This is a genomic window from Desulfuromonas carbonis (genome assembly GCF_054658035.1).
The window spans coordinates 16,323-37,761 of record NZ_BAAHXR010000005.1 but is presented as its reverse complement, the minus strand read 5'-3'; the positions used below and the strand labels follow the sequence as shown (position 1 = coordinate 37,761).

At 61.9% G+C, this 21,439-nt stretch carries 20 protein-coding genes and 2 riboswitches; of the genes, 4 read left to right on the top strand and 16 right to left on the bottom strand.

All coding sequences use genetic code 11. The features are described from left to right. Positions 1 to 39 precede the first annotated feature (39 nt). A complete protein-coding gene (locus tag ACYQ8E_RS17710; RefSeq protein ID WP_459860472.1) occupies positions 40 to 2,043 on the bottom strand; it encodes a TonB-dependent receptor in 2,004 nt (667 codons plus the stop codon). Between the two features lie 77 nt (positions 2,044 to 2,120). After that, entirely contained in the window at positions 2,121 to 2,828 is a 708-nt protein-coding gene (locus tag ACYQ8E_RS17705) for an energy transducer TonB (protein ID WP_459860469.1), read from the bottom strand. A 248-nt stretch (positions 2,829 to 3,076) separates the two neighbouring features. On the opposite strand from ACYQ8E_RS17705, the gene ACYQ8E_RS17700 reads away from it, so the two are divergent. Together ACYQ8E_RS17700 and ACYQ8E_RS17695 are read left to right on the top strand one after the other, a co-directional pair. Then, positions 3,077 to 3,691 carry a DeoR family transcriptional regulator gene (locus ACYQ8E_RS17700; RefSeq protein WP_459860467.1) on the top strand — a complete coding sequence of 205 codons (615 nt, stop codon included), beginning with the start codon at positions 3,077 to 3,079 and terminating at the stop codon, positions 3,689 to 3,691. A 126-nt stretch (positions 3,692 to 3,817) separates the two neighbouring features. Then, positions 3,818 to 4,558, top strand: a complete 741-nt coding sequence (locus tag ACYQ8E_RS17695; protein WP_066727806.1) for a methylenetetrahydrofolate reductase — start codon at positions 3,818 to 3,820, stop codon at positions 4,556 to 4,558. 33 nt (positions 4,559 to 4,591) lie between these two features. Here ACYQ8E_RS17695 and ACYQ8E_RS17690 read toward each other — a convergent pair whose 3' ends face one another. The 7 genes from ACYQ8E_RS17690 to ACYQ8E_RS17660 form a co-directional block, all read right to left on the bottom strand. After that, positions 4,592 to 4,750 carry a rubredoxin gene (locus ACYQ8E_RS17690; protein ID WP_066727805.1) on the bottom strand — a complete coding sequence of 53 codons (159 nt, stop codon included), beginning with the start codon at positions 4,748 to 4,750 and terminating at the stop codon, positions 4,592 to 4,594. Positions 4,751 to 4,772: 22 nt separating this feature from the next. After that, entirely contained in the window at positions 4,773 to 7,196 is a 2,424-nt protein-coding gene (locus tag ACYQ8E_RS17685) for a methionine synthase (protein WP_066727804.1), read from the bottom strand. Continuing rightward, entirely contained in the window at positions 7,193 to 8,116 is a 924-nt protein-coding gene (locus ACYQ8E_RS17680) for a homocysteine S-methyltransferase family protein (RefSeq protein WP_066727803.1), read from the bottom strand. The genes ACYQ8E_RS17685 and ACYQ8E_RS17680 overlap by 4 nt, the downstream gene beginning before the upstream one ends. A gap of 214 nt (positions 8,117 to 8,330) precedes the next feature. Continuing rightward, the gene (locus ACYQ8E_RS17675) at positions 8,331 to 8,627 is read right to left on the bottom strand and encodes an ArsC family (seleno)protein (RefSeq protein ID WP_258577557.1); all 297 of its coding nucleotides are present in this window, start codon (positions 8,625 to 8,627) and stop codon (positions 8,331 to 8,333) included. 234 nt (positions 8,628 to 8,861) lie between these two features. Next, the gene (locus tag ACYQ8E_RS17670; RefSeq protein ID WP_066727802.1) at positions 8,862 to 10,004 is read right to left on the bottom strand and encodes a DUF362 domain-containing protein; all 1,143 of its coding nucleotides are present in this window, start codon (positions 10,002 to 10,004) and stop codon (positions 8,862 to 8,864) included. Continuing rightward, a complete protein-coding gene (locus ACYQ8E_RS17665) occupies positions 10,001 to 10,396 on the bottom strand; it encodes a secondary thiamine-phosphate synthase enzyme YjbQ (protein ID WP_066727801.1) in 396 nt (131 codons plus the stop codon). Before ACYQ8E_RS17665 ends, ACYQ8E_RS17670 begins: the two co-directional genes overlap by 4 nt. Further along, the gene (locus ACYQ8E_RS17660) at positions 10,383 to 11,282 is read right to left on the bottom strand and encodes an esterase/lipase family protein (protein ID WP_082820337.1); all 900 of its coding nucleotides are present in this window, start codon (positions 11,280 to 11,282) and stop codon (positions 10,383 to 10,385) included. Before ACYQ8E_RS17660 ends, ACYQ8E_RS17665 begins: the two co-directional genes overlap by 14 nt. A gap of 100 nt (positions 11,283 to 11,382) precedes the next feature. On the opposite strand from ACYQ8E_RS17660, the gene xerC reads away from it, so the two are divergent. Further along, complete coding sequence (xerC, locus tag ACYQ8E_RS17655) at positions 11,383 to 12,300, top strand: tyrosine recombinase XerC (RefSeq protein WP_066727799.1); 918 nt, start codon at positions 11,383 to 11,385, stop codon at positions 12,298 to 12,300. Between the two features lie 85 nt (positions 12,301 to 12,385). After that, positions 12,386 to 12,988 (top strand): peroxiredoxin, encoded by a 603-nt coding sequence (locus tag ACYQ8E_RS17650; protein ID WP_066727798.1) that lies wholly within the window; start codon positions 12,386 to 12,388, stop codon positions 12,986 to 12,988. Between the two features lie 92 nt (positions 12,989 to 13,080). On the opposite strand, the gene ACYQ8E_RS17645 is transcribed toward ACYQ8E_RS17650, so the two are convergent. From ACYQ8E_RS17645 to ACYQ8E_RS17615, 7 genes are all read right to left on the bottom strand, one after another. After that, entirely contained in the window at positions 13,081 to 13,527 is a 447-nt protein-coding gene (locus ACYQ8E_RS17645; protein WP_066727797.1) for a hypothetical protein, read from the bottom strand. Between the two features lie 13 nt (positions 13,528 to 13,540). Further along, positions 13,541 to 13,641: riboswitch (cyclic di-GMP riboswitch) on the bottom strand. A gap of 352 nt (positions 13,642 to 13,993) precedes the next feature. Beyond that, complete coding sequence (locus ACYQ8E_RS17640) at positions 13,994 to 14,470, bottom strand: Csu type fimbrial protein (RefSeq protein ID WP_066727796.1); 477 nt, start codon at positions 14,468 to 14,470, stop codon at positions 13,994 to 13,996. A 44-nt stretch (positions 14,471 to 14,514) separates the two neighbouring features. Further along, the gene (locus tag ACYQ8E_RS17635; RefSeq protein ID WP_459859996.1) at positions 14,515 to 17,469 is read right to left on the bottom strand and encodes a fimbria/pilus outer membrane usher protein; all 2,955 of its coding nucleotides are present in this window, start codon (positions 17,467 to 17,469) and stop codon (positions 14,515 to 14,517) included. Further along, on the bottom strand, positions 17,438 to 18,214 hold the full coding sequence (locus tag ACYQ8E_RS17630; protein WP_459859994.1) for a fimbrial biogenesis chaperone: 777 nt from the start codon (positions 18,212 to 18,214) through the stop codon (positions 17,438 to 17,440). The genes ACYQ8E_RS17635 and ACYQ8E_RS17630 overlap by 32 nt, the downstream gene beginning before the upstream one ends. 76 nt (positions 18,215 to 18,290) lie before the next feature. Then, positions 18,291 to 18,806 carry a spore coat protein U domain-containing protein gene (locus ACYQ8E_RS17625; RefSeq protein ID WP_082820336.1) on the bottom strand — a complete coding sequence of 172 codons (516 nt, stop codon included), beginning with the start codon at positions 18,804 to 18,806 and terminating at the stop codon, positions 18,291 to 18,293. Between the two features lie 106 nt (positions 18,807 to 18,912). Beyond that, positions 18,913 to 19,353, bottom strand: a complete 441-nt coding sequence (locus ACYQ8E_RS17620) for a spore coat protein U domain-containing protein (protein WP_459859992.1) — start codon at positions 19,351 to 19,353, stop codon at positions 18,913 to 18,915. A 145-nt stretch (positions 19,354 to 19,498) separates the two neighbouring features. Beyond that, positions 19,499 to 19,589, bottom strand: a riboswitch (cyclic di-GMP riboswitch). Positions 19,590 to 20,016: 427 nt separating this feature from the next. Continuing rightward, on the bottom strand, positions 20,017 to 21,429 hold the full coding sequence (locus tag ACYQ8E_RS17615) for a sigma-54 dependent transcriptional regulator (protein WP_066727791.1): 1,413 nt from the start codon (positions 21,427 to 21,429) through the stop codon (positions 20,017 to 20,019). Between the last annotated feature and the right edge of the window lie 10 nt (positions 21,430 to 21,439).

Genomic DNA, 21,439 nt, shown 5'->3' with positions numbered 1-21,439 from the left:
CGGGAGCCGGCTCTTCTTATCGTAACCTTGAATTTCTCTTCAGTAGTTCCAGTTGAGCGTCACATAAAGATTGCGCCCCGGCTCGGGAACCTTGCTGCCGGTGGCGAAGGGGTCGCGCTGGTAGGAGAGGTGGGTGGTGTACTGGCGGTCGAAGAGGTTGTTGACGCCGGCGTAGAGCGACCACTGGCCGAGGGTGGCGCCGGCCTTGAGGTCGGTGGTCGCCCAGGCCGCGGTCTCAGATTCGTTCAGCGCCGGGTCGACGCGGTCCTGGCGGGCGGCGAGGTTTTCCGCCGCCTCGACGAACCAGGTGCCGTTGTCGTAGCGCAGGGCGAGTAGCCCCTTGCGGGGCGGCATCTCGGCGAGGGGTTCATTGCTGTCGCGGTTGTCACCCCAGCTGCAGGAGTAGGCGGCGCGCAGGAAGAGGTCGGCGGGGAGGGCCACCTGGCCGCTCAGCTCGCTGCCATAGATGGTGGCGTCGACGTTCTGGTACCCCTTGGTGGTGGCGTTGAGCTGGGTGAAGTTGATGTAATTGGTCAGGCGGCTGTAAAAGAGCGAAGCGCTGGCGAACCAGCGGCCGGTGGCGTATTTGACGCCGAGATCGGCCTGGTGGTTGACGGTCGGATCGAGGTCGGGGTCGCCGCTCCAGACGGTGCTGCCGGGGAGATGGATGTAGAGTTCCTCGGGGTCGGGGGTGCGCACCCCTCTCGCGATGCCGACGAAGATTTGGAGGGGGGTGCTCGCCTGCCACTGCAGCTGCAGATTGCCGCCGAGGGTGGAGAAGTCACGGTCGTCGCCTTTGGAGGTGGTCAGCCCATTGGCCGTCCCGGCCTTGACCGTGGTGACGTCGCCGCGCAGGCCCCCTTTCAGGGTGAGGGTGGCGGAGAGGGGCCAGTCGTACCCGGCATAGAGACCGAGGTTGACGATGACGACGTCGGGGATCATGTTGACCGGGGTGTAGGGAGTCATCATGGTGTACATCATGCGCTCGTTGACCGCGTCCCAGTTGCGGCGGTAGAGGTCGATGCCGGTCTTGACCGTGCCGGGGCCGGCGGCAATCTTGGCGCCGAGGCTGGCGCCGGCGGTCTCGGTTTTGGCGTCGGTCTGCATCATGTAGTACTTCGGCTTGGCGAGGGAGCTGGTGCGCAGCCGGTCGTCCATGACGTGGTTGACCTTGTCCCAGTAGGTCTTGAAGGCGACCTCCTTCACCCGTCCCGAGAGGTCGTGCCCCGTGAGGTTCCAGTTGAGCCGGTGGGTGCGGTCATAGTCGGCATCCATCTTCAGGTAGGGATAGAGGACGTGGTCGGCGTCCTGGTAGGTGTAGCCAAGCTCGCTGCGCAGGTGCGCGCCGCTGTTGACGCCCAATTTGAGCCAGCCGGTGTTCATCTCGTAGGCGCGCGAATCGATCGCTTCGGGGCGATAGTTGGCGACCTCGGTCTGGCGCTTGCCGTCACCGGAACGGGGGGAGAGGGAGTACTTGTAGGCGTAGCCGGCCAGCACGTCGTAGGCGTCGCTGCCATAGGCGGCGCTGGCCGCGAGGTTGGTCAGGTCGAAGGAGCCATAGGTCAGGTTGACGCTGCTGCCGAAACCGTGGGCGGGGCGCCTGGAGACCGCCTTGACGCTGCCGCCGATGCCGCCGGGGCTGGTGATGTCGTAGGGGCCCTTGATCACCTCGACGCTCTCGACCTCGGCGAAGTCGAAGTGGAAGGCGGGCGGGTCCATGCGCGCCGGGCAGGCGCCGTGGATGCGCACGTCGTCGATGGTGACGTTGATGTTGTCACGCTGGAAACCGCGCAGCACGATGTCGTTGGCGATCGCCCCCTTGCGCACGGTGTTGATGCCGCCGAGCTGCTGCAGCGCCTCGCCGATGTCGCGGGCCGGGCTCTCGCGCACCTCGCGCATGGTCAGGCTCTCTTCGATCGACGACTGCTGGTCGCCGCGAATATTGATCTCTTCGAGGAGCAGCGGTTCGGCGGCCGGGGCGAGCCGGGGGGCCAGGAGCAGGGCGCTCACCGCCAGGGTGAGCAGGATGCGATGAGATGACATGAACAGGACCCTCTTCTGCCTCGGGGCTCGGCCGGCTTGCTGCAGTGAGGCTGGCTGCAACGCGGCAACAGGGTGAATCAGCGCAACTGGAAAGCGACCGGCAGAATCAACTCTGCGGCGACTGGCGGTGGTGGAAAGGGGGCGGCCCGGTCGACCGCGGCCAGGGCCTGGCGGTCAAGCAGAGGCCGGCCCGAACTCTGTTCAATGCGCAAATGCTCGATCTGGCCGTCGGCGCGGATCAGGAAGGCGACGCGGGTCTCGCCCTCCCAGCCGTTGCGCCTGGCGACGGCCGGGTAGTTGAGCCGCTGCAGCACCCGGTCGCGGATATAGGCGAAGTTGGCCGCAAGGTAGTGCGCCTGGGCCGCGGCCGGGGAGGTCGATCCTTGAGTCAGGGGTGTGGCCGGTTCTTCGGCCACCCGGTCCGCCGTCTCTGCATTCTGACCGGGAAGGGAAGACTCGGCCACGGTCGGGACCGGAACGGGGAGAGCGGGAGGATGTGGCGCCAGGACCGGTTGCGGCAGTGCTGCCGGGGCGACCGGCGCTTTTCGTGCCGGAGCCTGGGGTGGCCGGGGCGCCGGGCGGGGCGCTCGCGGCGCTGGGGGCGGTAAGATGCGGTTCGTGGTCGGCGCCGCGCTGCTGAGATTGAACTCGATCAGCACTACTGGAGGCTTGCGCTGCCACTCGCCGGCGACGAGGGCGAGGATCAGAATCGCCAGGCCGTGAAAGAGCAGCGATGCCAGCAGGGAGAGGGAAAGGGGAGCGCCCCCCCGCATCATCCGGTCCATGGCAGCTCCTTTCGGGAGCGCTTGCGCTGGCGCGTCTGGGCGAGGACGAGCAGGCCGGACAGTAGCGCAGATGACATGGAATTCCCTCCCGGGACGATATAAAGTAAGGCAGGTTTTGGTGTGATTGAATTGTGATAACGGTCTAAATCTATAGCGGAAAAAGTTTGGCCAACAACAGAATAATTTTGAAAGTAACAAAAATAATGTTACATTGTTCACAATTTAGGTGGGGGAGGAGGAACGAGGGGATGCGAAGCGCGCAGCGCAGGAAAGAGATTCTGGCCATGCTCAAGGCCAAGGGAGGAATTTCGGTGGGGGAGATCGCCGAACGTTTCGGCGTTTCGAAGATGACCGGTCACCGCGATCTCGAGCAGCTCGAACAGCGCGGCGCGATCAAGCGCATTTTCGGCGGTGCCGTTCCGGTGGTTGAACGGACTGGCGCCGCCCATCCTGGCGGCGATTCCTCGCTGTCGCGGGTCTGCACTGTCTGCCGGCGCCCGCCCCCGGCCAACCTGCTCTATACCATCACCCTGACCAGCGGCGAGCAGCGTTTCGCCTGCTGCCCGCACTGCGGCATCTCCGCCCAGCTGGTGCTGCGGGACCAGGTGTCGCTGGCGATGTGCGTCGATTACCTCAGCGGACACCCTCACCCGGCCCTGGATTCCTACTTTCTGCTCGGGAGTTCGGCCGCCCCCTGCTGTCACCCCTCGCTGCTGACGTTCAGTGATCTCGAGGTGGCACGACGTTTTCAGACCGGCTTCGGCGGCAGCCTGGGGAGGATGGACGATGCGATGGAGTTTCTGCAGGTGGCGATGGGCGCCGGCAGCGGCTGCCCCAACTGCGGACCGGGGCGGAGCTCGTGAGGCGCGCCGTTACCGGTCCGGCAAGTTAACCGTTGCAATTTCCTGCCGTTTTCTGCACCATCAGGCTTCCCCGTAGGCCCTTAACGGCAACTGGCCCGCTCCCCGTCGCCCGTACAGGAACCGCCCATGACCGAGATCTCCATCGAACTGGTGCCGCGCAATGAAACCTCGCTGCGCCGTGAACTGGACGAGGTCCGGCGCCACTTTCCCGCCGTCACCCGGATCAACATCCCCGATATCCTGCGCTTCGACCTGCGCAGCTGGCAGGGGTGTCGCATTGCCGGCGAATATTTCCCCAGGACCATTCCCCACCTGCGCGCCATCGACTTTGATCCCAACAGCCCGCTGCCGATCTGCGAGAATCTGAGTTGCCGGGAGATCGAGGCGGTGCTGGTATTGACCGGCGACCTCCCCCAGGATATGGGACATAAATGCTACCGCACCAGCTGCCTGGAGATGATCCGCCGTCTCAAACGCGAGCTTCCCGCCCTCACCATCTATGCCGGCATGGATCCCTACCGCAGCGGCATCAAGGAAGAGATCGACTACCTGCGCGCCAAGCAGGATGCCGGTGCCGAAGGGTTCTTCACCCAGCCCTTCTTTGACCTGCGTCTGATGGAGATCTACCAGGGGTTGCTGCCGGACTGCCAGATATATTGGGGGGTCTCGCCGGTTCTTACCGAGAACAGCCAGAATTACTGGGAGAACAAGAATAACGCTGTCTTTCCGCCCGATTTTCGCCCGACCCTGGAGTGGAACCGGGGCTTTGCCCGCCAGGCACTGCAATTCGCCCGCGACCACGACAGCAACCTTTACTTCATGCCGATTCGCACCGATATTGCAGCTTACCTGGACGGAATTCTCTAGGGGCCTTTCCGCTGCCCCCAGAATTGTCCTACCTCAATCCAGAGGATCGAACTGGTCGCGGCTGGCGTAGCACATCGGGCAGACCCACCCTTCCGGCAATTCCTCGAAGGGGACCCCCGGCGCCACCTGGTTCATCGGATCGCCCTGCTCCGGGTCGTAGATGTAGCCGCAACAGCTGCAGATATACCGCATCTTTCCCTCCCTGAATCAATTACTAGACGGCAAAATATTTCGCCTGCGGGTGGTGGACGACAATGGCCGAGGTCGTCATCTCCGGTACCATCTCGCACGACTCGGTGAGGGTGACGCCGATCTCTTCCGGGCGCAGCAGCGCGAAGAGGGGCCGGTGCGCCTCGAGGTCGGGGCAGGAGGGGTAGCCGAAGCCGTAGCGGGAGCCGCGATAGCCCTGGGCCACGTAGGCGGCCGGGTCGCCGGCACTCTGTTGCAGGCCGAGTTCAATGCGCATCTGCTCATGCCAGTATTCGGCGAGGGCGTCGGTCAGCTCGACCCCGAGCCCATGCAGCATCAGGTAGTCGTGATAGCTGTCGGCCTCGTAGAGGGCCCGCGTCCGTTCGGCGAGGGCGGCGCCGATGGTGACGACGAAGAAACCGACCTTGTCCCCCCCTTCCGCGGCGCTGCGGAAGTAATCGGCGATGCACAAGCCCGGCGCCGCGGCCTGGCGCGGGAAGTCGAAGCGGTAGCCCGCACCGTGGTCGACCAGCAGACTGTCGCCGTCCCGGTGACAGTCGAAGTAACCGTAGGCGACCTGCGGCTGCAGCAGGCCCTGGTCGAGCAGTTCCCGTTTCAGTCGCTCATAGAGGGGGAGAACGGTCTCGTTGGTGAGGGTCTCGTATTCTTCCTTGCTGAGCTTGCCGCGCCGATAGCCCCAGCGCCCGCGAAAGAGCGCGGCAAGGTTGAGGTAGTCGAAGAGCAGTCCCGGGTCGATGTCCGTGACCAGCCGGCGGCCGGCAAAGGGGACGGTTGGCGGTTCGACCGTACGGTCGAGGGTTTCGATTTGCGGCCCCGGGCGGTTGGCGGGGGTCGCCGCCGCCTGCCAGGTGGTCGACTGCAGCGTGCCGGCCTCGAACTCGCGCAGCGCCTTGAGCCCGGCAAAGGCGTCGGCGCAGTAGACCACCGGCTCGGCATAGTTGGGAACGCAATCCTCGGCGACATACTTGCCGGTCAGTGCCGCGCCGCCGAGCAGGACCGGCTGGGTCAGGCCGGCGGCCTGGAACTGGGCGAGGTTCTCCTTCATCAGCAGCGCCGATTTGACCAGCAGCCCGGAGAGGCCGATGATGTCGACCCGGAACTCGCGGGCCTTGGCGATGATCTCTTCGGCCGGCACCTTGATGCCGATGTTGTGCACCAGGTAGCCGTTGTTGGAGAGGATGATGTCGACCAGGTTCTTGCCGATGTCGTGGACATCGCCGGCCACCGTCGCCAGCAGCACCCGGGTACGCCCCTCGGCAGCGAGTTTCTCCATGTGGGGTTCAAGCAGGCCAACGCTCTGTTTCATCACCTCCGCCGATTGCAGCACAAAGGGGAGGAGGAGGTCGCCGCGGCCGAAGAGTTCGCCGACCTCGCGCATCGCCGGCACCAGCAGGGTGTTGATGATATCGAGCGGCCGCCAGCGGCCCCGCAGTTCACTGAGCAGGTCCTCGAGCCCCTCCTTCTCCCCTTTCAGCACCTTCTGCCGCAGCAGTTCCTCGGGCCGCAGCACCTCTCCGCTCTCTTCGTTCTCCTCCACCGCCTGCTCGAAGTGATCGATGAAGTCCATCAGCGCCGACTCCCTGCGGTTGTAGAGGAGGTCGAGGCAGAGGGTGCGATCGGCTTCGCTGATCGCCGCGTAGGGGAGGACCTTGGCGGCGTCGACGATGGCGGTATTGAGCCCGGCGGCGACCGCTTCGTGGAGGAAGACCGAGTTAAGGACCTTGCGCGCCACCGGCCGCAGGCCGAAGCTGATATTGCTGACCCCGAGGGTGAAGCCGACGCCCGGCAGCTCACGCTTCACCTGTTTGATCGCCGCCAGGGTTTCGATGGCGGCGTTGCGCATCTTTTCATCGCCGGAGCCGACGGTGAAGGTGAGAAGATCGAAGAGGAGATCCTGCGGCCGCAGCCCGAAGCGGTGAACCGCCAGGTCGTAGATCTCCCGGGCGACGGCGACCTTTTTGGCACAGGTCAGGGCCATCCCCTCGACGCTGATGGTCAGGGCGACCACTGCCGCACCGTACTTTTTCGCCAGGGTGCAGATCCGTTCGAGGTTGGCGCCGCCATCTTCGAGGTTGATCGAATTGATGATCGCCCGCCCGGGATAGCGGGGGAGGATCGCCGCCAGCGTCTCCGGGCTGGTCGAGTCGAGCATCAGCGGCGCCTTGCAGGAGCCGGCAAAGAGTCTGGTCAGATGGATCATGTCGGCGAGTTCGTCGCGACCGGCGTAGGCGACGCAGAGGTCGATGACCTGGGCGCCGCGCGCCTCCTGGTCGAGGGCGATTTTCAGGCAGCCGTCCCAGTCTTCGGCGAGGAGCGCCTCGCGGAAGGCCTTGGAGCCGTTGGGGTTGCAGCGTTCGCCGATGAGCAGCGGCGGGATCTCCTGGTGCAGCTCGACGGACTGGTAGAGGCTGGCGACGGCCGGTTTCATGCGCTCACCTCCCGGATTTTCGGTGTCACCCCGGCGAGTATTTCAGCGAGGGCGCGGATGTGGGCGGGGCTGGTGCCGCAGCAGCCGCCGACCACGCTCACCCCCTGCTCGGTGACGAAGCCGTGCATCTGCGTGGCAAAATCGTCCGGAGACAAGGGGTAGACCGTCGCGCCGCCCACCACCTGCGGCAGCCCCTGGTTGGGGATACAGGAAATCCGCCCCGGCCAGTGGTGGCTGAGATAATTGATGTGCGAGGTCATGTCGCGGGGCCCGGTGGCGCAGTTGAGGCCGAGGGAGAAGAGCGGAAAGGGTTCGAGGGTGGTGACGACCGCGGCGATGTCGGTGCCGAGGAGCATCGTCCCCTGCTGTTCGATCGTCACCGAGACCAGCACCGGCAGCTCCAGGCGGGCTGACGCCAGCACCTCGAAGACGGCGACCAACGCGGTCTTGGTCTGCAGCAGGTCCTGGCAGGTCTCGACGATCAGGCAGTCGACGCCCGCTTCGAGCAGAGCTTCGACCTGCTCGCGGGTCGCCGCGGCGAGCTCGGCGACCTCGATGTGTCCCAGCGAGGGGAGCTTGGTCCCCGGGCCGATGGAGCCGGCGACATAGCGCTCCGGCCGGCCGGCGCTGGCGGCGCGGGCGTTGGCGACCGCCTGGCGATTGATCTCCTTCACCCGCTGCTGCAGGCCGTACTCGGAGAGCACCACCCGCGAAGCGCCGAAGGTGTTGGTCTCCAGGACCATCGCACCGGCATCGAGCATCTCGCTGTGGAGGCGGACGATGACCTCGGGAGCGTTGATATTGAGAATCTCGTTGCACCCTTCGCACCCCTGCCAGGCGGTGGCGGGGATCACCATCTGCTGCAGGTTGGTGCCGCAGGCGCCGTCAAAGATCAGAATCGGGTGATCAGCAAAGGTCATCTTCGGATTTTTCCTTGAATGTAGCGGGGGAGGCTGCGCTCCGCCCGGAGTGAGGAGCAATCATAACCGAAGGGGGCCGGAATGGAAAGACGCGGAAAATCCTCAAGGAATCTTTCCCGCTTCCTTGCTCCGGTGGCAGGGAAATTCCGGACCGGCAAGCTCCTGATGAAAAAGGCGGGGTACCGTTCCCGGCACCCCGCCCCCTGCTCCCGGGCTATCCTCGGGTCCACTCCTCGTAGAGTTCCGGGTTGAAGCCGATGACAAAGTCATTGCCAACCCGGTAGGTCGGGGCACGCAGGTTGCCGCTCGGTCCCATCGCCGCTTTCAGGACTTCTTCTTTCTCCCTGGCGACCTCTTCGAAGCACTGGAACTTTTTCCCCTTGGCGACGGTGACGGAATGGGCGGACTTCAAGAGGGCCCATGCCTGGTCGGCATCAAATCGCGTCAACCGGGCGTCGACGACTTCTTTCGGCTCGAGCTGCCTGTTCCCAAGAAACTCCTGGGCATTAATGCAGGACGTTCAGCCTTTTCGCAGGTAAGCCCAATCGATTTTCATGCTTTCCTCCCAGATCAATGTTTGACCAAGCATAGCATAACAGGGTGGCCGTCTGAAGGTTCCTGCTGCGAATCGGCCCTGTCCAGCTCCGTGGAGGTTATCCGTCGAGCCATTGTCCGCCGGAGGGAAGGGAACCTCCGGGAGGGATTTCCGGGGCAATTTTCTTATCGGTTCAGGCGAGCGCAATAATCAATTCCTGCCGTTAAGGTAGCGGGTCAGCCGCAGCAGCAGCCCCTGCTCGGTCAGCAGCGCTCCATGCGGGCAGAGCTCCTGGCAGCAGAAGCAACGGATGCAGCGGGCGTAGTCGATCTCCAAAGCCTCATCGGTGATCTGCATCGCCTGCGGCGGGCAGTGCTCCACGCAGAGTCCGCAACGGACGCATTTGGTATGGTCGGGTGACGGCCGGGCGGTGAGCGCGTTTTTCAGCGGCCGCCTGATGAAGGCCGGCAGGCCGAAGTTGACGTCGGTGGTCCTGGCGGGTCGGAACTGGCTGACCTGTAGCTCTTCCAGCACGGCTCCGAAAATATCGACTCCGGCCAGGTCGCTCCCTTCCCGCCCGGATTGAGAGGCGACCTTCTGCGTCCAGTTGACCTTTGGTCCGAGACCGAGCAGGGCGGCGGCGACGGTATCGACGGCCAGCGGGTTGGCGCCGGCGAGGAGGGCGCCGACCAGGACCGGGTCGCCACTGCCGGGGCCGTCCCCCTCCATGGCGACCACCGCGTCAACGATGGTCAGCGCCGGGGCGATCTGCTCGGCCAGTTCCAGCAGCATCAGCGCAAAGAAGGCCTTGTCGGTGCCGGCCTGGAGGTGGAGGCGCACCTTGCGCATGCCGACCACCGCGCCGAAGAGGTTCTTGACGCCGCAGGTCAAGCCCATCATCTGGTGGGTCTTGAGCTTCGGCAGATTGATGATCACCTCGGCGTCGAGGACGTCGCGGGCGAGCTCCAGCTCATGAAAGGTCCCCTGGCCGACGCGGACCCGCACCGACTCGCTGAAGGGGGCGAAACGTGCACCCTCCTCCTCGATCACCTGCAGCAGCCCGCAGCGCCGTGCGACCTGCTCGGGGGAACCGACGCCGGGGGAGTCGCCGACGCTGACCAGGCCGCCGGCGGCGCGCACCGCGCGAATCACGGCGCGCAGGATTTCCGGGTGGGTGGTGACCGCCTTCTCCGGCGCCTTGCCGGCGAGCATGTTCGGTTTGAGCAGCACCTTCTGGCCGGGGCGGACAAAGGTGGCGATGCCGCCGAGGGGGGCGAGGAGTTGGGCGAGGGCGGCACTAACGGCGGGCGGGCGGTAGTCGGCCAGTGCCTGGAGGCTGACGGCTGGTTTCATCCGGGCAGAATCTTCAGTTGCAGCGAGCGCCGGCGCGGGCCGTCGAACTCGCAGAAATAGAGGCCCTGCCAGGTGCCAAGGACGAGGTCGCCGCCGGCGAGGATCAGCGTCTCGCTGGCGCCGACCAGAGTCGCCTTGAGATGGGCGGCGCTATTCCCTTCGGCGTGCCGGTAGTTGTCGGCGAAGGGGACGATCTTGTTCAATTCCATCACCAGGTCGGTGACGACGTCCGGGTCGGCATTTTCATTGATGGTGATCGCGGCGGTGGTGTGGGGGACGAAGAGGCAGACGAGGCCGTCGCGCACCCCGCTGGCGCGGACGCTGGTTCGCACGGCGGCAGTGATGTCGATCAGCTCCACCTGGGCGCGGCTGACGATCTCAAGGGAGGGCATGCTCGGCTCCGGTTGGCGCTGGGGCAGAAGGCGATGCACACAGCCCTTCAATGAGGGCGTCGAGGGCGCTGGGGCAGTAAAGGATGCCGACGTGTCCCATCCCGGAAAGTTCGATGTTGCGTACTCCGCCAAGACGGGCACTCTGCCAGGGGAGGACGATGTTGTCGTGGCAGCTGCAGATGGCGGTGACCCGCTCGGGGCGCGGCAGGGGGGCCGCGTTGAGGCGGTTGAGGAAGGCGGAGCCTGGCACCAGCGCCTCGCCGAGCCGGGAGACGGCAAAGGGGGCGAGCTTGGAACCGTGGTTGGGCGCGGCGAGGAGGACGCAGCGGTCGATGCGTTCGCCGCCACCCCGGAGCTGGAGATAGTTGCGGGCGATGATGCCGCCCATGGAGTGACCGACGAGGTGGACGCGGTCGCCGGCCCCTGCCAGGCGCAGTTCGTCGATCTTCAGGGTCAGGCGTTCGGTGAGGCTTTCGATATCCTTCCAGGGGGGGAGATTGATGGTGTAGAGGTTGCGCAAGCCCTTGCGCCGCAGGCGGAACTTGACCCACAGCCAGCAGGCCCGGTTATGAAACAGCCCATGCAACAGGATGACCGGGGGACCGCCCCCGGGATCGAAGGGGGCCGGCCTGGGCGCCACCCAGCCAAAGGGATGCAGCAGAAGGGTGACGATCAGAAAAAAGGCTTCCTGCAGCAGCAGGCGGACGGCAAGCCAGAGCCGCTCCGGCGCGAAGCGGCCGGGGACCAGTTCCGGCTGGGCGCTGGCGCTCTCATACCAGGCAATGGCGTAAGAGAGTAGAACCACCAGTCCTGCCGCGCCGCCCAGGGCGCCCAAAATGACGAAAATAATCAACATGTTCCCTCCTGTCTGCGGCAAGTATGGCATGCCAGGCCGGGGTCGTCAATCGTCCCCCCGCCTCTTGTGCCGCCGGCGCGAGAATGCCATAATTCCGGCAGACCCGCCCAACCTCAACCGGGAGCTATCTGTGGACCGCCTGTTGGAACGCTTTACCCAGCACCTGAGCGTCGAACGGAACGTCTCACCCCATACCCTCGATGCCTATCGCCGCGACCTGCTCGGGTTCAATGCCTTTCTACATCACGAGCTGAAATGGGAAGAAGTGGACGCCGCGCTGTTGCGGCGCGTCGATCAGATCGTCCTGCGCCGTTACCTGGCCCTGCTGCACCGCAGTTGCAAGCGCTCGACTATCGGCCGGAAACTGGCGGCGCTGCGCACCTTCTTCCGCTACCTGGTTCGCGAAGGTCTCCTCGAGGTCAACCCCGGCGAACTGGTCGGGACGCCGAGGGCGGAGAAGTATCTGCCCAAAACCCTCTCCGTCGACGAGGCCTTCGCCCTGATGGAACGGGACGGCGGTGACCACCTCCTCGGTCTGCGCGACCGCGCGATCGTCGAGACCCTCTATTCCTGCGGCCTGCGCGTGAGCGAACTGACCGGGCTCGACATCCAGGGGCTCGATCTTGCGGCCGGCCTGGTCCGGGTCGTCGGCAAGGGGCGCAAGGAGCGGATCGTCCCGGTTGGTCGCAAGGCGCGGGAGGCGCTGCGTGACTATCTCGATGCCCGCGGCCCGGCGCCCCTCGATGCGCCCCTCTTCATCAACCACCGCGGCGGCCGGCTCACCCCCCGCAGCGTCCAGCGCAATCTCAAGGTCCGGCTGCTGCAGGCCGGCATCCTCAAGGAGGCGACCCCCCATTCCCTGCGCCACTCTTTTGCCACCCACCTGCTCGGGGGCGGCGCCGACTTGCGCGCGATCCAGGAACTGCTCGGCCACGCCTCCCTTTCCACCACCCAGAAGTACACTCAGGTCAGCATCGAGCACCTCGCCCGGGTCTACGACGACGCCCATCCGCGCAGCCGGATAAAAAAAGACAAAAACGGTCAGTAATTCCTTGACACCTCCGGAGCAATCGGTAAACTGGTGCCAATTTGAACACTGACAACCGATTCAACCCCCTGAAAGGAGTAGTACAATGAGCGTTCTGGTTGGCAAGAAAGCCCCCGAGTTCACGGCTGCAGCGGTCCTGCCCGATGGTACCATCAAGGGGGATTTCTCCCTCGCCGATTACCACGGCAAATACATCGTCCTCTTCTTCTATCCCCTTGACTTCACCTTTGTCTGCCCCACCGAGCTGATTGCTTTCAGCCGCCGGATCCAGGAATTCGAGGAACGTGGCGTGCAGGTTATCGGCTGCTCCATCGATTCCCAGTTCACCCACGTCGCCTGGCGCAATACGCCGGTCGAGGATGGCGGTATCGGCGCCGTCAAGTACCCGCTGGTCGCCGACGTCAAGCACGAGATCTGCCGCGCTTACGATGTCGAGTTCGGTGATGCCGGGGTTGCCTATCGCGGCTCCTTCCTCATCGATGAGAAGGGGATCGTTCGTCACCAGGTCGTCAACGATCTCCCCCTTGGTCGTAACGTTGACGAGATGCTGCGCATGGTCGACGCCCTGCAGTTCACCGAGAAGTACGGGGAGGTCTGCCCGGCGGGATGGAACAAGGGGGATGAGGGGATGAAGCCGAACGCCGAAGGTGTCGCCAGCTATCTGAGCAAGAAGGCCGGGAGTCTCTGAAAAAGATTTCTGCAGCCGAAAGAACGAAAGAAAGAGAGCGCCGTCCCGCACAGGATGGCGCTCTCTTTCTTTCGGCTGGGCGATGTGGTCGATCAGTAGGCGATCGGCGCCATGGCGATCATCAGTGGGTAGGTCCCTTCCTGGGTTCCTTCGGCAAGGACGACACGCATGTCGAGGTTACGTGTCACTGCAACCGATGGCAGGGTGCCGACAACATGGACAGCCTCCGACAGGGCGGATTGACCATCTTTGACCAGGATCTGTTCCGGACCACCGCTGCTGATTTCGAAGCGGATGGCATCGCGGATGTTGGTCTGAACACTGAAGGTCAGGGCCTGGGGCAAATCAATGTAGCCGCGACGGATGTCTTCACTGGTCACTTCGTAGCTGGTCATAGGCTGATTGGCCGAGAACTTGATCCAGGGGCGGATAACGGCCTGGACCTGTACGATGGCGCTGCTGCTGGAGGACGCCTGTACCGTCGCGGCCCAGGGGCTGAGGATGGCAAGTGCCAGAATTACAGTGACGAGAAGTTTCATGATTGTCACTCCCTTCGGTAACCCGGCTATCCGTTCCACCTGCACCAATGTTCAGGTTGACGAGGACCCGTGGCTTTGCGTCGCCGGATTTCTCCGGGTTTGCCGTTGTCGCTGAAGTGTGCAGCCCTTTTACGGTGATCGGGGAAAGGCTGGTCGTTTTCGTTTTGCCTTTCCTGGATCCATGAACCTTGCAGGGCTCTTGATCAGTGTAAGCTGCGATTGTTGTGCCAAGCCTCAAGTTGTTGAAAACAGGGAAGAAAAAATATGGAGAGTCAATAACTTGGCAGGGAAGGATCGAAGGATTGGGGAAGGTTGGATCGTCAGTCCCGGCGGGGAGCTGGTAACTTGCTGATAATATACGGGGATACGAATCCTAGAGCAGTTCGTTGGCTGCTACAGGGTGGTTGTAATTTTGACGCGGAATCAATAATTTGACACTTTTCCTCCCGGGGAGAGGCCATAGACGTTACCACTGAATGGTTACCGTGATGAGGTCGCTGTAACTACCGGCGGCAACGTTCTGGCGGGGGGGGATTCTGCCGTAGATCGTTGCCGTCAAGGGTGAAGTTCTGGTTACATTGCCGCTGATGATGCTCGATGAACCGGAGCCGTCGCCCCAGATGGTGGAACAAGCCGCATTGGTAAAGAGATTGTAAACGAGCGGGGTGTTCCCCGTCCCCCGAAGCTGGCGTTGCGCGAAGGTCCCGGAATTGCCGGGGCTGAGGGAAACCGTGACCGGGAGCGGGGCGTTGGGATTTTGTTCCGGGGCATTGCAGGTGACGGTTATGGCGCCGGTGGTATCCTTGGCGACATTGTCGAACACATCGTAGCTGCCGAAATTGAGCCCGGTGGCCATGACATTACATTTAAAGGCGAGAGCTTCGGGCGCAGCGCTCAGCAACGTCAAAAACAGTCCCAGGGTAATGAAAAGTATGCGCATCATGTCCTGACCTCCGAAACGTTATCGTACGCCCGTTAAACCTAACACTATTCCTCCCCGGCTACCACCGTCATCACCACCCGACGGTTTCGAATCTGGCAACCTGGGGTGGATTCGGAGCAGAGGGGGTTTGCCTCCCCACGGCTGACGACGCGCAAGATTTGCCCTGCTTCGACACCCGCGTTGAACAGATAGTCGCGAACAGATTCGGCGCGCCGCCGGCCGAGCCTGAGATTGTAAGCCTCGGTTCCCCGGCTGCAGGTATAACCAACGATTTCCAGCTTCATTCCCGAATGAGATTGCAAATATCGAACCATGGGCTGCAGCTTTTCCCACTCCTGCGGGAAGGGGCGGGAACGATCAAAAGGAAATTGGAGGACGACCCGGTCGGGAATCGGCTCCGGACGCACTTCTGGTGTCACTGGTGACGGCGGGAGTGGTTCTTTCTCAAGGATGTTTTCCGCCTCGACGGCAGGCGGTGCTCCTGATGGTGGAGTTGGGCTCACGTTGATTGGAGGCGCCAAAGTGGCAGGCCCCACCGCGACAGGTTTTCCCAAAGCGATCCTGCGGCAGACCAGCTTCCCAAGGTCAACGGTTTCGCCGGTGCTGGTCGGGATGGTCACCTGGGCCTGATAGGTTTCATTCTCCAGTTTGACCGTGACCCCGTAGCTGCCGGCGGGGAGAAATTCGCCGGGGCCCTGCTCCAGAGCATCGCACCCCTGGTAGCGGTTGCTATCGACCGTCGCCATCTGGCTGTCGAAATAGAATTCGCCGTCTCCCCCGGTCCAGAAATCGACCGGGCCGTCCGGTGCGGCAAGAATCAACTCCGCGTTGGCCAATGGCTCGCCGCTGGCTTCATCCCGCAGCAGGGTGCCGGTGAAGGCCTGATAGCGGCGCAGGGGAAAGTTGAGGCAGGAGCCGCTGCGCAGGGGGGGGGAAACGAAGAGGCGTACACGCGGCATCAGGTAGTCGATAGGGATGTCCGTGTCTTCGATTGCAACCTGGTTATCGTAATAAGAGGTTAGATCGGGGATGACAGCTTTACCATGGATGTTGGTTCGCCCTGCCAACTGGCCGTTAGTGTAGACCCTGACCCCTTCGGCTTCTCCGACACTGACGAGGGAAAAACTGTCTCTTACCGGGCGGGTCGGGGCGAAGGTATCGCCTATGTGAACGAGGGCCCCATAAAGTGAGAGTCGCAAGTCCTTGGTGGTAGCTGCGGCACTGTCGTCCAAAGTGAAATCGCCGCGCAGGCTGGCATAGCGGGCGTTGTGTTGGGCGGTGGCATTCAGTAAATAGGAATCCCCCGAATGCTCGCCACGGAGGTCCCAGCCGCTACCTTCACCGAGCGGGATGGTGTTGCGGGCCTCGATAACCTGACTGCTTCTTCCGTTTTCGTGCTGCACCGAGCTTGTGAAGGAATAGCCCTTATCGAAATACCAGGAAAGGTTAAGGGCCGCTTCGTAGGAAGTACGGGGATCGCGGACCTGACGCATGGAGGCGAGGACATAAACATTGCGCCACAACAACCGCGACCAGGAAAAGTTAGTCACCTGTTGGTCAGTGCCGTTGAAAACCGTTGCACGGGAAAAATCGACGCCGAAGGAGCCGAATTGTTGCGTCGAATAGACGATGCCCGCCCGCAGATTCAACTCGCGCCGGGATCCGCTTTCGGTGTCATCGAGCGTCCTGTAGCCCCCGGAAAACTTTTGCAGGGACAAATGGATTCGAACCCGCGGGCTTTGGTACTCGTAGCTGATCAGTCCTGCGCTGCCCGAATTCCCCTCACCCGTGCTTCCGGCGACTTCAAAATGCAAAAGCCCAAACCCACCCACAGTCAGGGCCGATTCGCCCCCCAGGTTCAACAGGCCGTTCTTTGCTTCGCCACGCAGCCCCAGACTGAGACGGTCCGTCACGCCGTAGCGGTGAAAACCGCTGAAAACCAAATCCGCGTAGTGGTTGCTCACCTGCCCGAATTCCTGACGCATGAAGCCCAGGTTGTAGCTGTATTCATTCAGGCCACGACGCAGCAGTTGGCTGGTGAAATAGAAAGGAGCGGCGATTCGCTGCTCGCGTCCCAACGCGTCGCGGATCACCACCTCCACATTCTGTGCTCCGCCGATCCCTTGAAAATTGCGCAGTTCGAATGCCCCGGGCGCGAAGTTCTCGGAGTGGACCCGGATGCCATTCACGTAGAGGTCGACGGTCGAGGGGAGTGACACCAGGCCGCTGAAATCGAACAGCGGATAGAGGATGAAGTATGGATCGATACTGTATTGCTTGGAGATGCTCAGGCCACCCAGCTGCACCCTGCTGCCGAGGTTCCCGGAGGTTGCGTAGAAGTCGCCGCCCACCATCCGCCGCAACGTGGCGTGGTCGTCCCAGGTCAGGTTGGTATTGAGTCGGACGAAGTTGGAATTGTCGGGGGTTTCGGAGTACTGGGAGTCGTTGATCAGCAGCAGGTCGTTGTAACGCACGCCAAGTTCGTTGCTAACGGACATCCCGCTGAAGGCCAGGTTGTTGCCGCCAGCCGAATAATCGAGGCCATAGTTGAGAAAGATACTGTTGTCGTGGGGATAAAGAATGTCAGTGCGCCGGGCGGGGCTGAGGTCGATTGCCGTCCTGGGTAAAAGTTCTGGTGGGGCAGTGACTCCGAGCGTAAGGGTGGCTTGATCGAAATGATATGTCACTTCCGCCAGGGATTTCAGGGAAACGTAGGTGTCCCCATCCACCAACAGTTTTACCCCCGGGAGACTGCGGAATCCGGCGTCGTGAAGATCGGCAGCCCTGACAAGGAAGTCCCCGTCATCCCGAAAAATGACGAAAATATCACCCTTGATCTGTTGATTCAGGGTCAGCGAAACAATGATGGTCTGGTCGGCGAGCGAGGAGGAGGGAAAAAACAGACCGAGCGTGAGGCTGGCCAGCAGGGTCAGGGCGATGCAGGGGAGCCAGTGGCGCCCATTATTCTTAATTCGCGGTACACATGGCTGAATCGACATCGATCCTGTCGGTGAGTTGGAACTTGTCGGTTGTCAAGAGGATGTCGAGATTCCGGAGCCGTTCACAGTCCTGCTTGGGAATTGGGGCCGCGTAGCTGTGGGAGGTTCCGGGCAAAAGATACCAGCCGGGAAGATCCTTGGAAAATAATTCGTCACCAGAAACGTCTTTGCCGGAGAGCGCTACATCCGTGACACGAAAATGAACGTTCCCGGTATTTTTCAGTAAGATCGTGGCCAGGCCATTAACGATCCCTTTGTCGACGATCTTCCCTTCGGCAATGGTTTTCGCCGGTGCAGAGAAGATGGGCACCGCGAATTGAATTGCGATAGCGACGGTTGACCCTTTGGCATCTTGGGGTGCCGCCTGCTCGCGGATGAAGAGACGATATGTCTTCTCCTGGAGGATGGCGGGCGCTTTGATGCCGACCCGGATGACCCGCTCTTCATGGGCGCCGATGGTGAGGAGCTTGGGGAAGAAAATCACCTCATCGGTAGCCGCGTACTGGTCCTTACCTTCGGCGTCCTGAGTCCAGGCCAGGGCACTGATATCGAAGCTGATTTTCTGCTCGCCGTCGTTCGTGACGGTGATTACGCCGCTGCGGGTTCTCTGGTCGAAATCGAGGCGGATGGGAATGACCCGCCACTCCCCACAGAAGGCCTGCGAGGCAAACAACAGGACCATCCCCAGGATGATGCAGAGTTGGGGCTTGCCGGAGCGGACATGGTCGAGGAAGCTTGGTTTCATGCTGGCGAATCTACCCCATCCGGCCTGCTTTTGCAATTGTTTCGTGGGTTTTTAATTGCTGAGTTTCACCACATCGCTACGGGGTGATGGTCAGGGTTACCTGGTCCGAATAGCTCCCGGCAATAGCGGTCTGGTAGTCTGTTCCCAAAATGGTGCCGGTGACGGTCAGTGTCTGGGTAGTGTTTTTGGCGACACTGCCGGTTGCCGGGCTCAGGGACAGGCTATAGGGCAAAAAGGCAGTCAGGGCGGTGGCGTGCCGCATCCGGTTGCCGTTAGGCCCGAGTTCGTAGAGACCGTCGTCGTCGCTGATAAGAAAAGTCGCCACGGGCGCACTGCCGCGGCAGGTGTAAGTGACGGGAGGGATGGCGTTGACCGTTTTGTTCACCGGGTTGGTGGGGTCAAGGGTGCCGAAGTTCAGGGCGGCGTTGGTCGTTTGGAACTGGCAGTTGCTTTTGGAGAGGATGGTAGCGGAGATGGCGACGGTGACGGGGGCAGCCCAGGCAAGGCTGCCGGGAGCAAACAGCAGCGCTGTCGCGAGGCCAAAGAGCAGCAGTTTTTTGAGTCGCAGCGTCACCATTTGTGAAAATCTCATATCAATTTGCAGTTGCCTGTCCTTCGATCCGCCTTTCGTCGAAGACGGGAGGTTTTCCTAAGCCCGGCGACTGTTGCGACAGCCGCCGGGCCTGGAAGAGCCATGATCAATAGGTAATGGTAAGGGTAACGGTGTCGGTGTAGGCGCCGGCCGGCGCCGAAGCGTAATCGGTAGCGGCAACCGAACCCGTGATGGCAAGGGCCTGGGCAGTACCGGTGCCGGTGCCGCTAGCCGGGAAGGTCATGCTGTAGGAGAAGCTGTTGGTGCCGTCGGTGAGCAGGTAGGTGTCGCTGTTGTCGCCCACGGTGAAGGAGGCGCCACTGGTGCAGGTGATCGAAGGGCTGGTGGCCGTGGCGCTCTTGGTGCCAGTGTCGTTGACCGGATCGAGGGTGCCGAAATCCAGAGCGCCGCCGCTGTTGACCTTGCAGGTTGCCAAAACCGTCGCGCTAACGTCAACGGTAGCGTTCTGGCTTGCCGCCATTGCATTCCCCGCCGCGAAAATCCCGGTGAGGGCCAGAGCCAATGCTGCCAGTTTCATCGTTTTCATGTGTTCCTCCATTCTGTGGTTTGTGGGATGATCCCTGTTTGAGCCTGTCGATTCAGGCGTATATGGGCTAAACAAAAAGCGCCCGTCTTCAGCTGTTGCCGAAGACGGGCGCGCAGAAGTAACGGGAACTTGCGTCACCCGTCTCTTCGGCAACCCGGCGATCCGTGCCATCTTTCGATGACCGAGGACCCGTGGCTTTGCGTCACCGGATTTCTCCGGCTTTGCCAGTATCGGAGACTAAATTGGTTATAATTAGCGGAGCATCGCATAGTGTCAGGAGAAAGTCAATACCCAAAAATTCAATCCGCCAAGCTAAAGGCCTGTTTTTGCGATTTAATTTTTTACGGCCTTTAGTTGCCTGTGCATTGGTATATAGCATACAGCGTGCCAGCATTGCTATGACCTGATTCCAGGTGGTTGGAGGGTTCAGGGGGGGGGAGTAAAAAGTGTATAGGTATCCATTTTGGATACTCAAAATAGATACCTGGGGGGCTCGTTCACTTCCGGCTGACTTTTCAGCCCATTTTCAGGGCACCCTGAAGGAGGTCGAGCAGGAAGGTGATTGTGTTAAACGCGTTCGCTATCCTCTGGCATTCGCTGCACGCAATGACTTGTCGTCAAGTCTCCACGATTGAAATCCCGCACCCCCCAACGGATTCAGGTTTACCGCAACCCTTTTTTGTTCATCTTGGCCAGCAGGGTCGTCCGGTTCAACCGGAGCAACCGCGCCGCCTCTTTCTTGTTGCCATTGCTGAGCTGGAGGGCGTGCAGGATAAGGCGGTCCTCGAAGTCCTGGACCAAGGCGTCAAAATCGACTCCCTCGGGACCGAAGGGGTGGGCCAGAACCGCTGTCGTTGTCTGCGTATTGGGCGGGGAGTCTGATTGCCGGGACGGGGAGTACTTGTCGGGAAGCTCGGCAACGCCGATAGATCGCCCTCCATGCAGCACGACCAGGCGCTGAACCAGATTTTCCAACTCGCGGACATTTCCCGGCCAGGGATATTCGACCAGCGCCGCGAGGGCCGCAGGTTTGATTTCTTGCAAGCGGTTCGGACGATTCCGATTAAATATCTGGACGAATTTTTCCACCAGCAGGGGAATGTCCTCCCGGCGTTCGCGCAAGGGCGGGAGCGAAAGGGGGACGACGCTCAGTCGGTAGAAGAGATCCTCGCGAAAGTCTCCATCCGCGACCATTGCTTCCAGGTCGCGATGGGTGGCTGCGATGATGCGTACATCGACCGGCACCTGTTCCAGACCGCCGATTGGGACGAACGATTTCTCCTGCACCACCCGCAGCAACTTGGCCTGCAGGGAGGGGGACATGTCGCCAATTTCGTCGAGAAAGAGAGTGCCTCCTTCTGCATACTGGATTCGCCCGATTTTCGATTGAATCGCGCCGGTAAAGGCTCCTTTGTGGTGGCCGAAGAGCTCGCTCTCCAAAAGATCCTCGGGGATGGCGGCGCAATTGACAGGGACAAAATTTTTCAATCGGCGCCGGCTATGAGCGTGGATCGCTCGTGCCACCAACTCCTTGCCGGTGCCGCTTTCCCCCTGGATCAGGACAGTGCTGAGCCCGTCCTCGGCAACCTTTTCGATCAGTTGGTAGACAACGTGCATTTTTGGCGAGTCTCCGATCATACCGTAGAAGCCGTCGGTTTTACGGATTTTTGGGCCGCGCTTTTCCTGGTGAATCAGCAGATCGTAGAAGTAGAGGGCCCTGGCGACGGCAATGACCCCCTCGGTGAAGTGGTAAGGATGATTTAGGTAGGTAAAGCAGCCAACCTTGAGCGCCGCGACGATGGCCTCCTGGTTTCCCAGGGGAACCACCGGAATGACAAGCACTTGGGAATACTGCCTGAGCACGGTTTTCAGGAGGTTCGTCTCATCCTGGTCCGGGGGGAGAATGCCGATGACAAGGACGCAGACGGTTTCATTGGCGAGAATGTTAAGCGCCTCGGCCGAATTGTCCGCTTCGTAGACGACGCAGTCGATCTCCTTGCGGATCATGCCGGCAAGTTCTTCGCGGTCCTGCTGGTTACTTTCGGCCAGCAGCACACTGCGTAGCGCTTCGAGCATGCGGAACTCA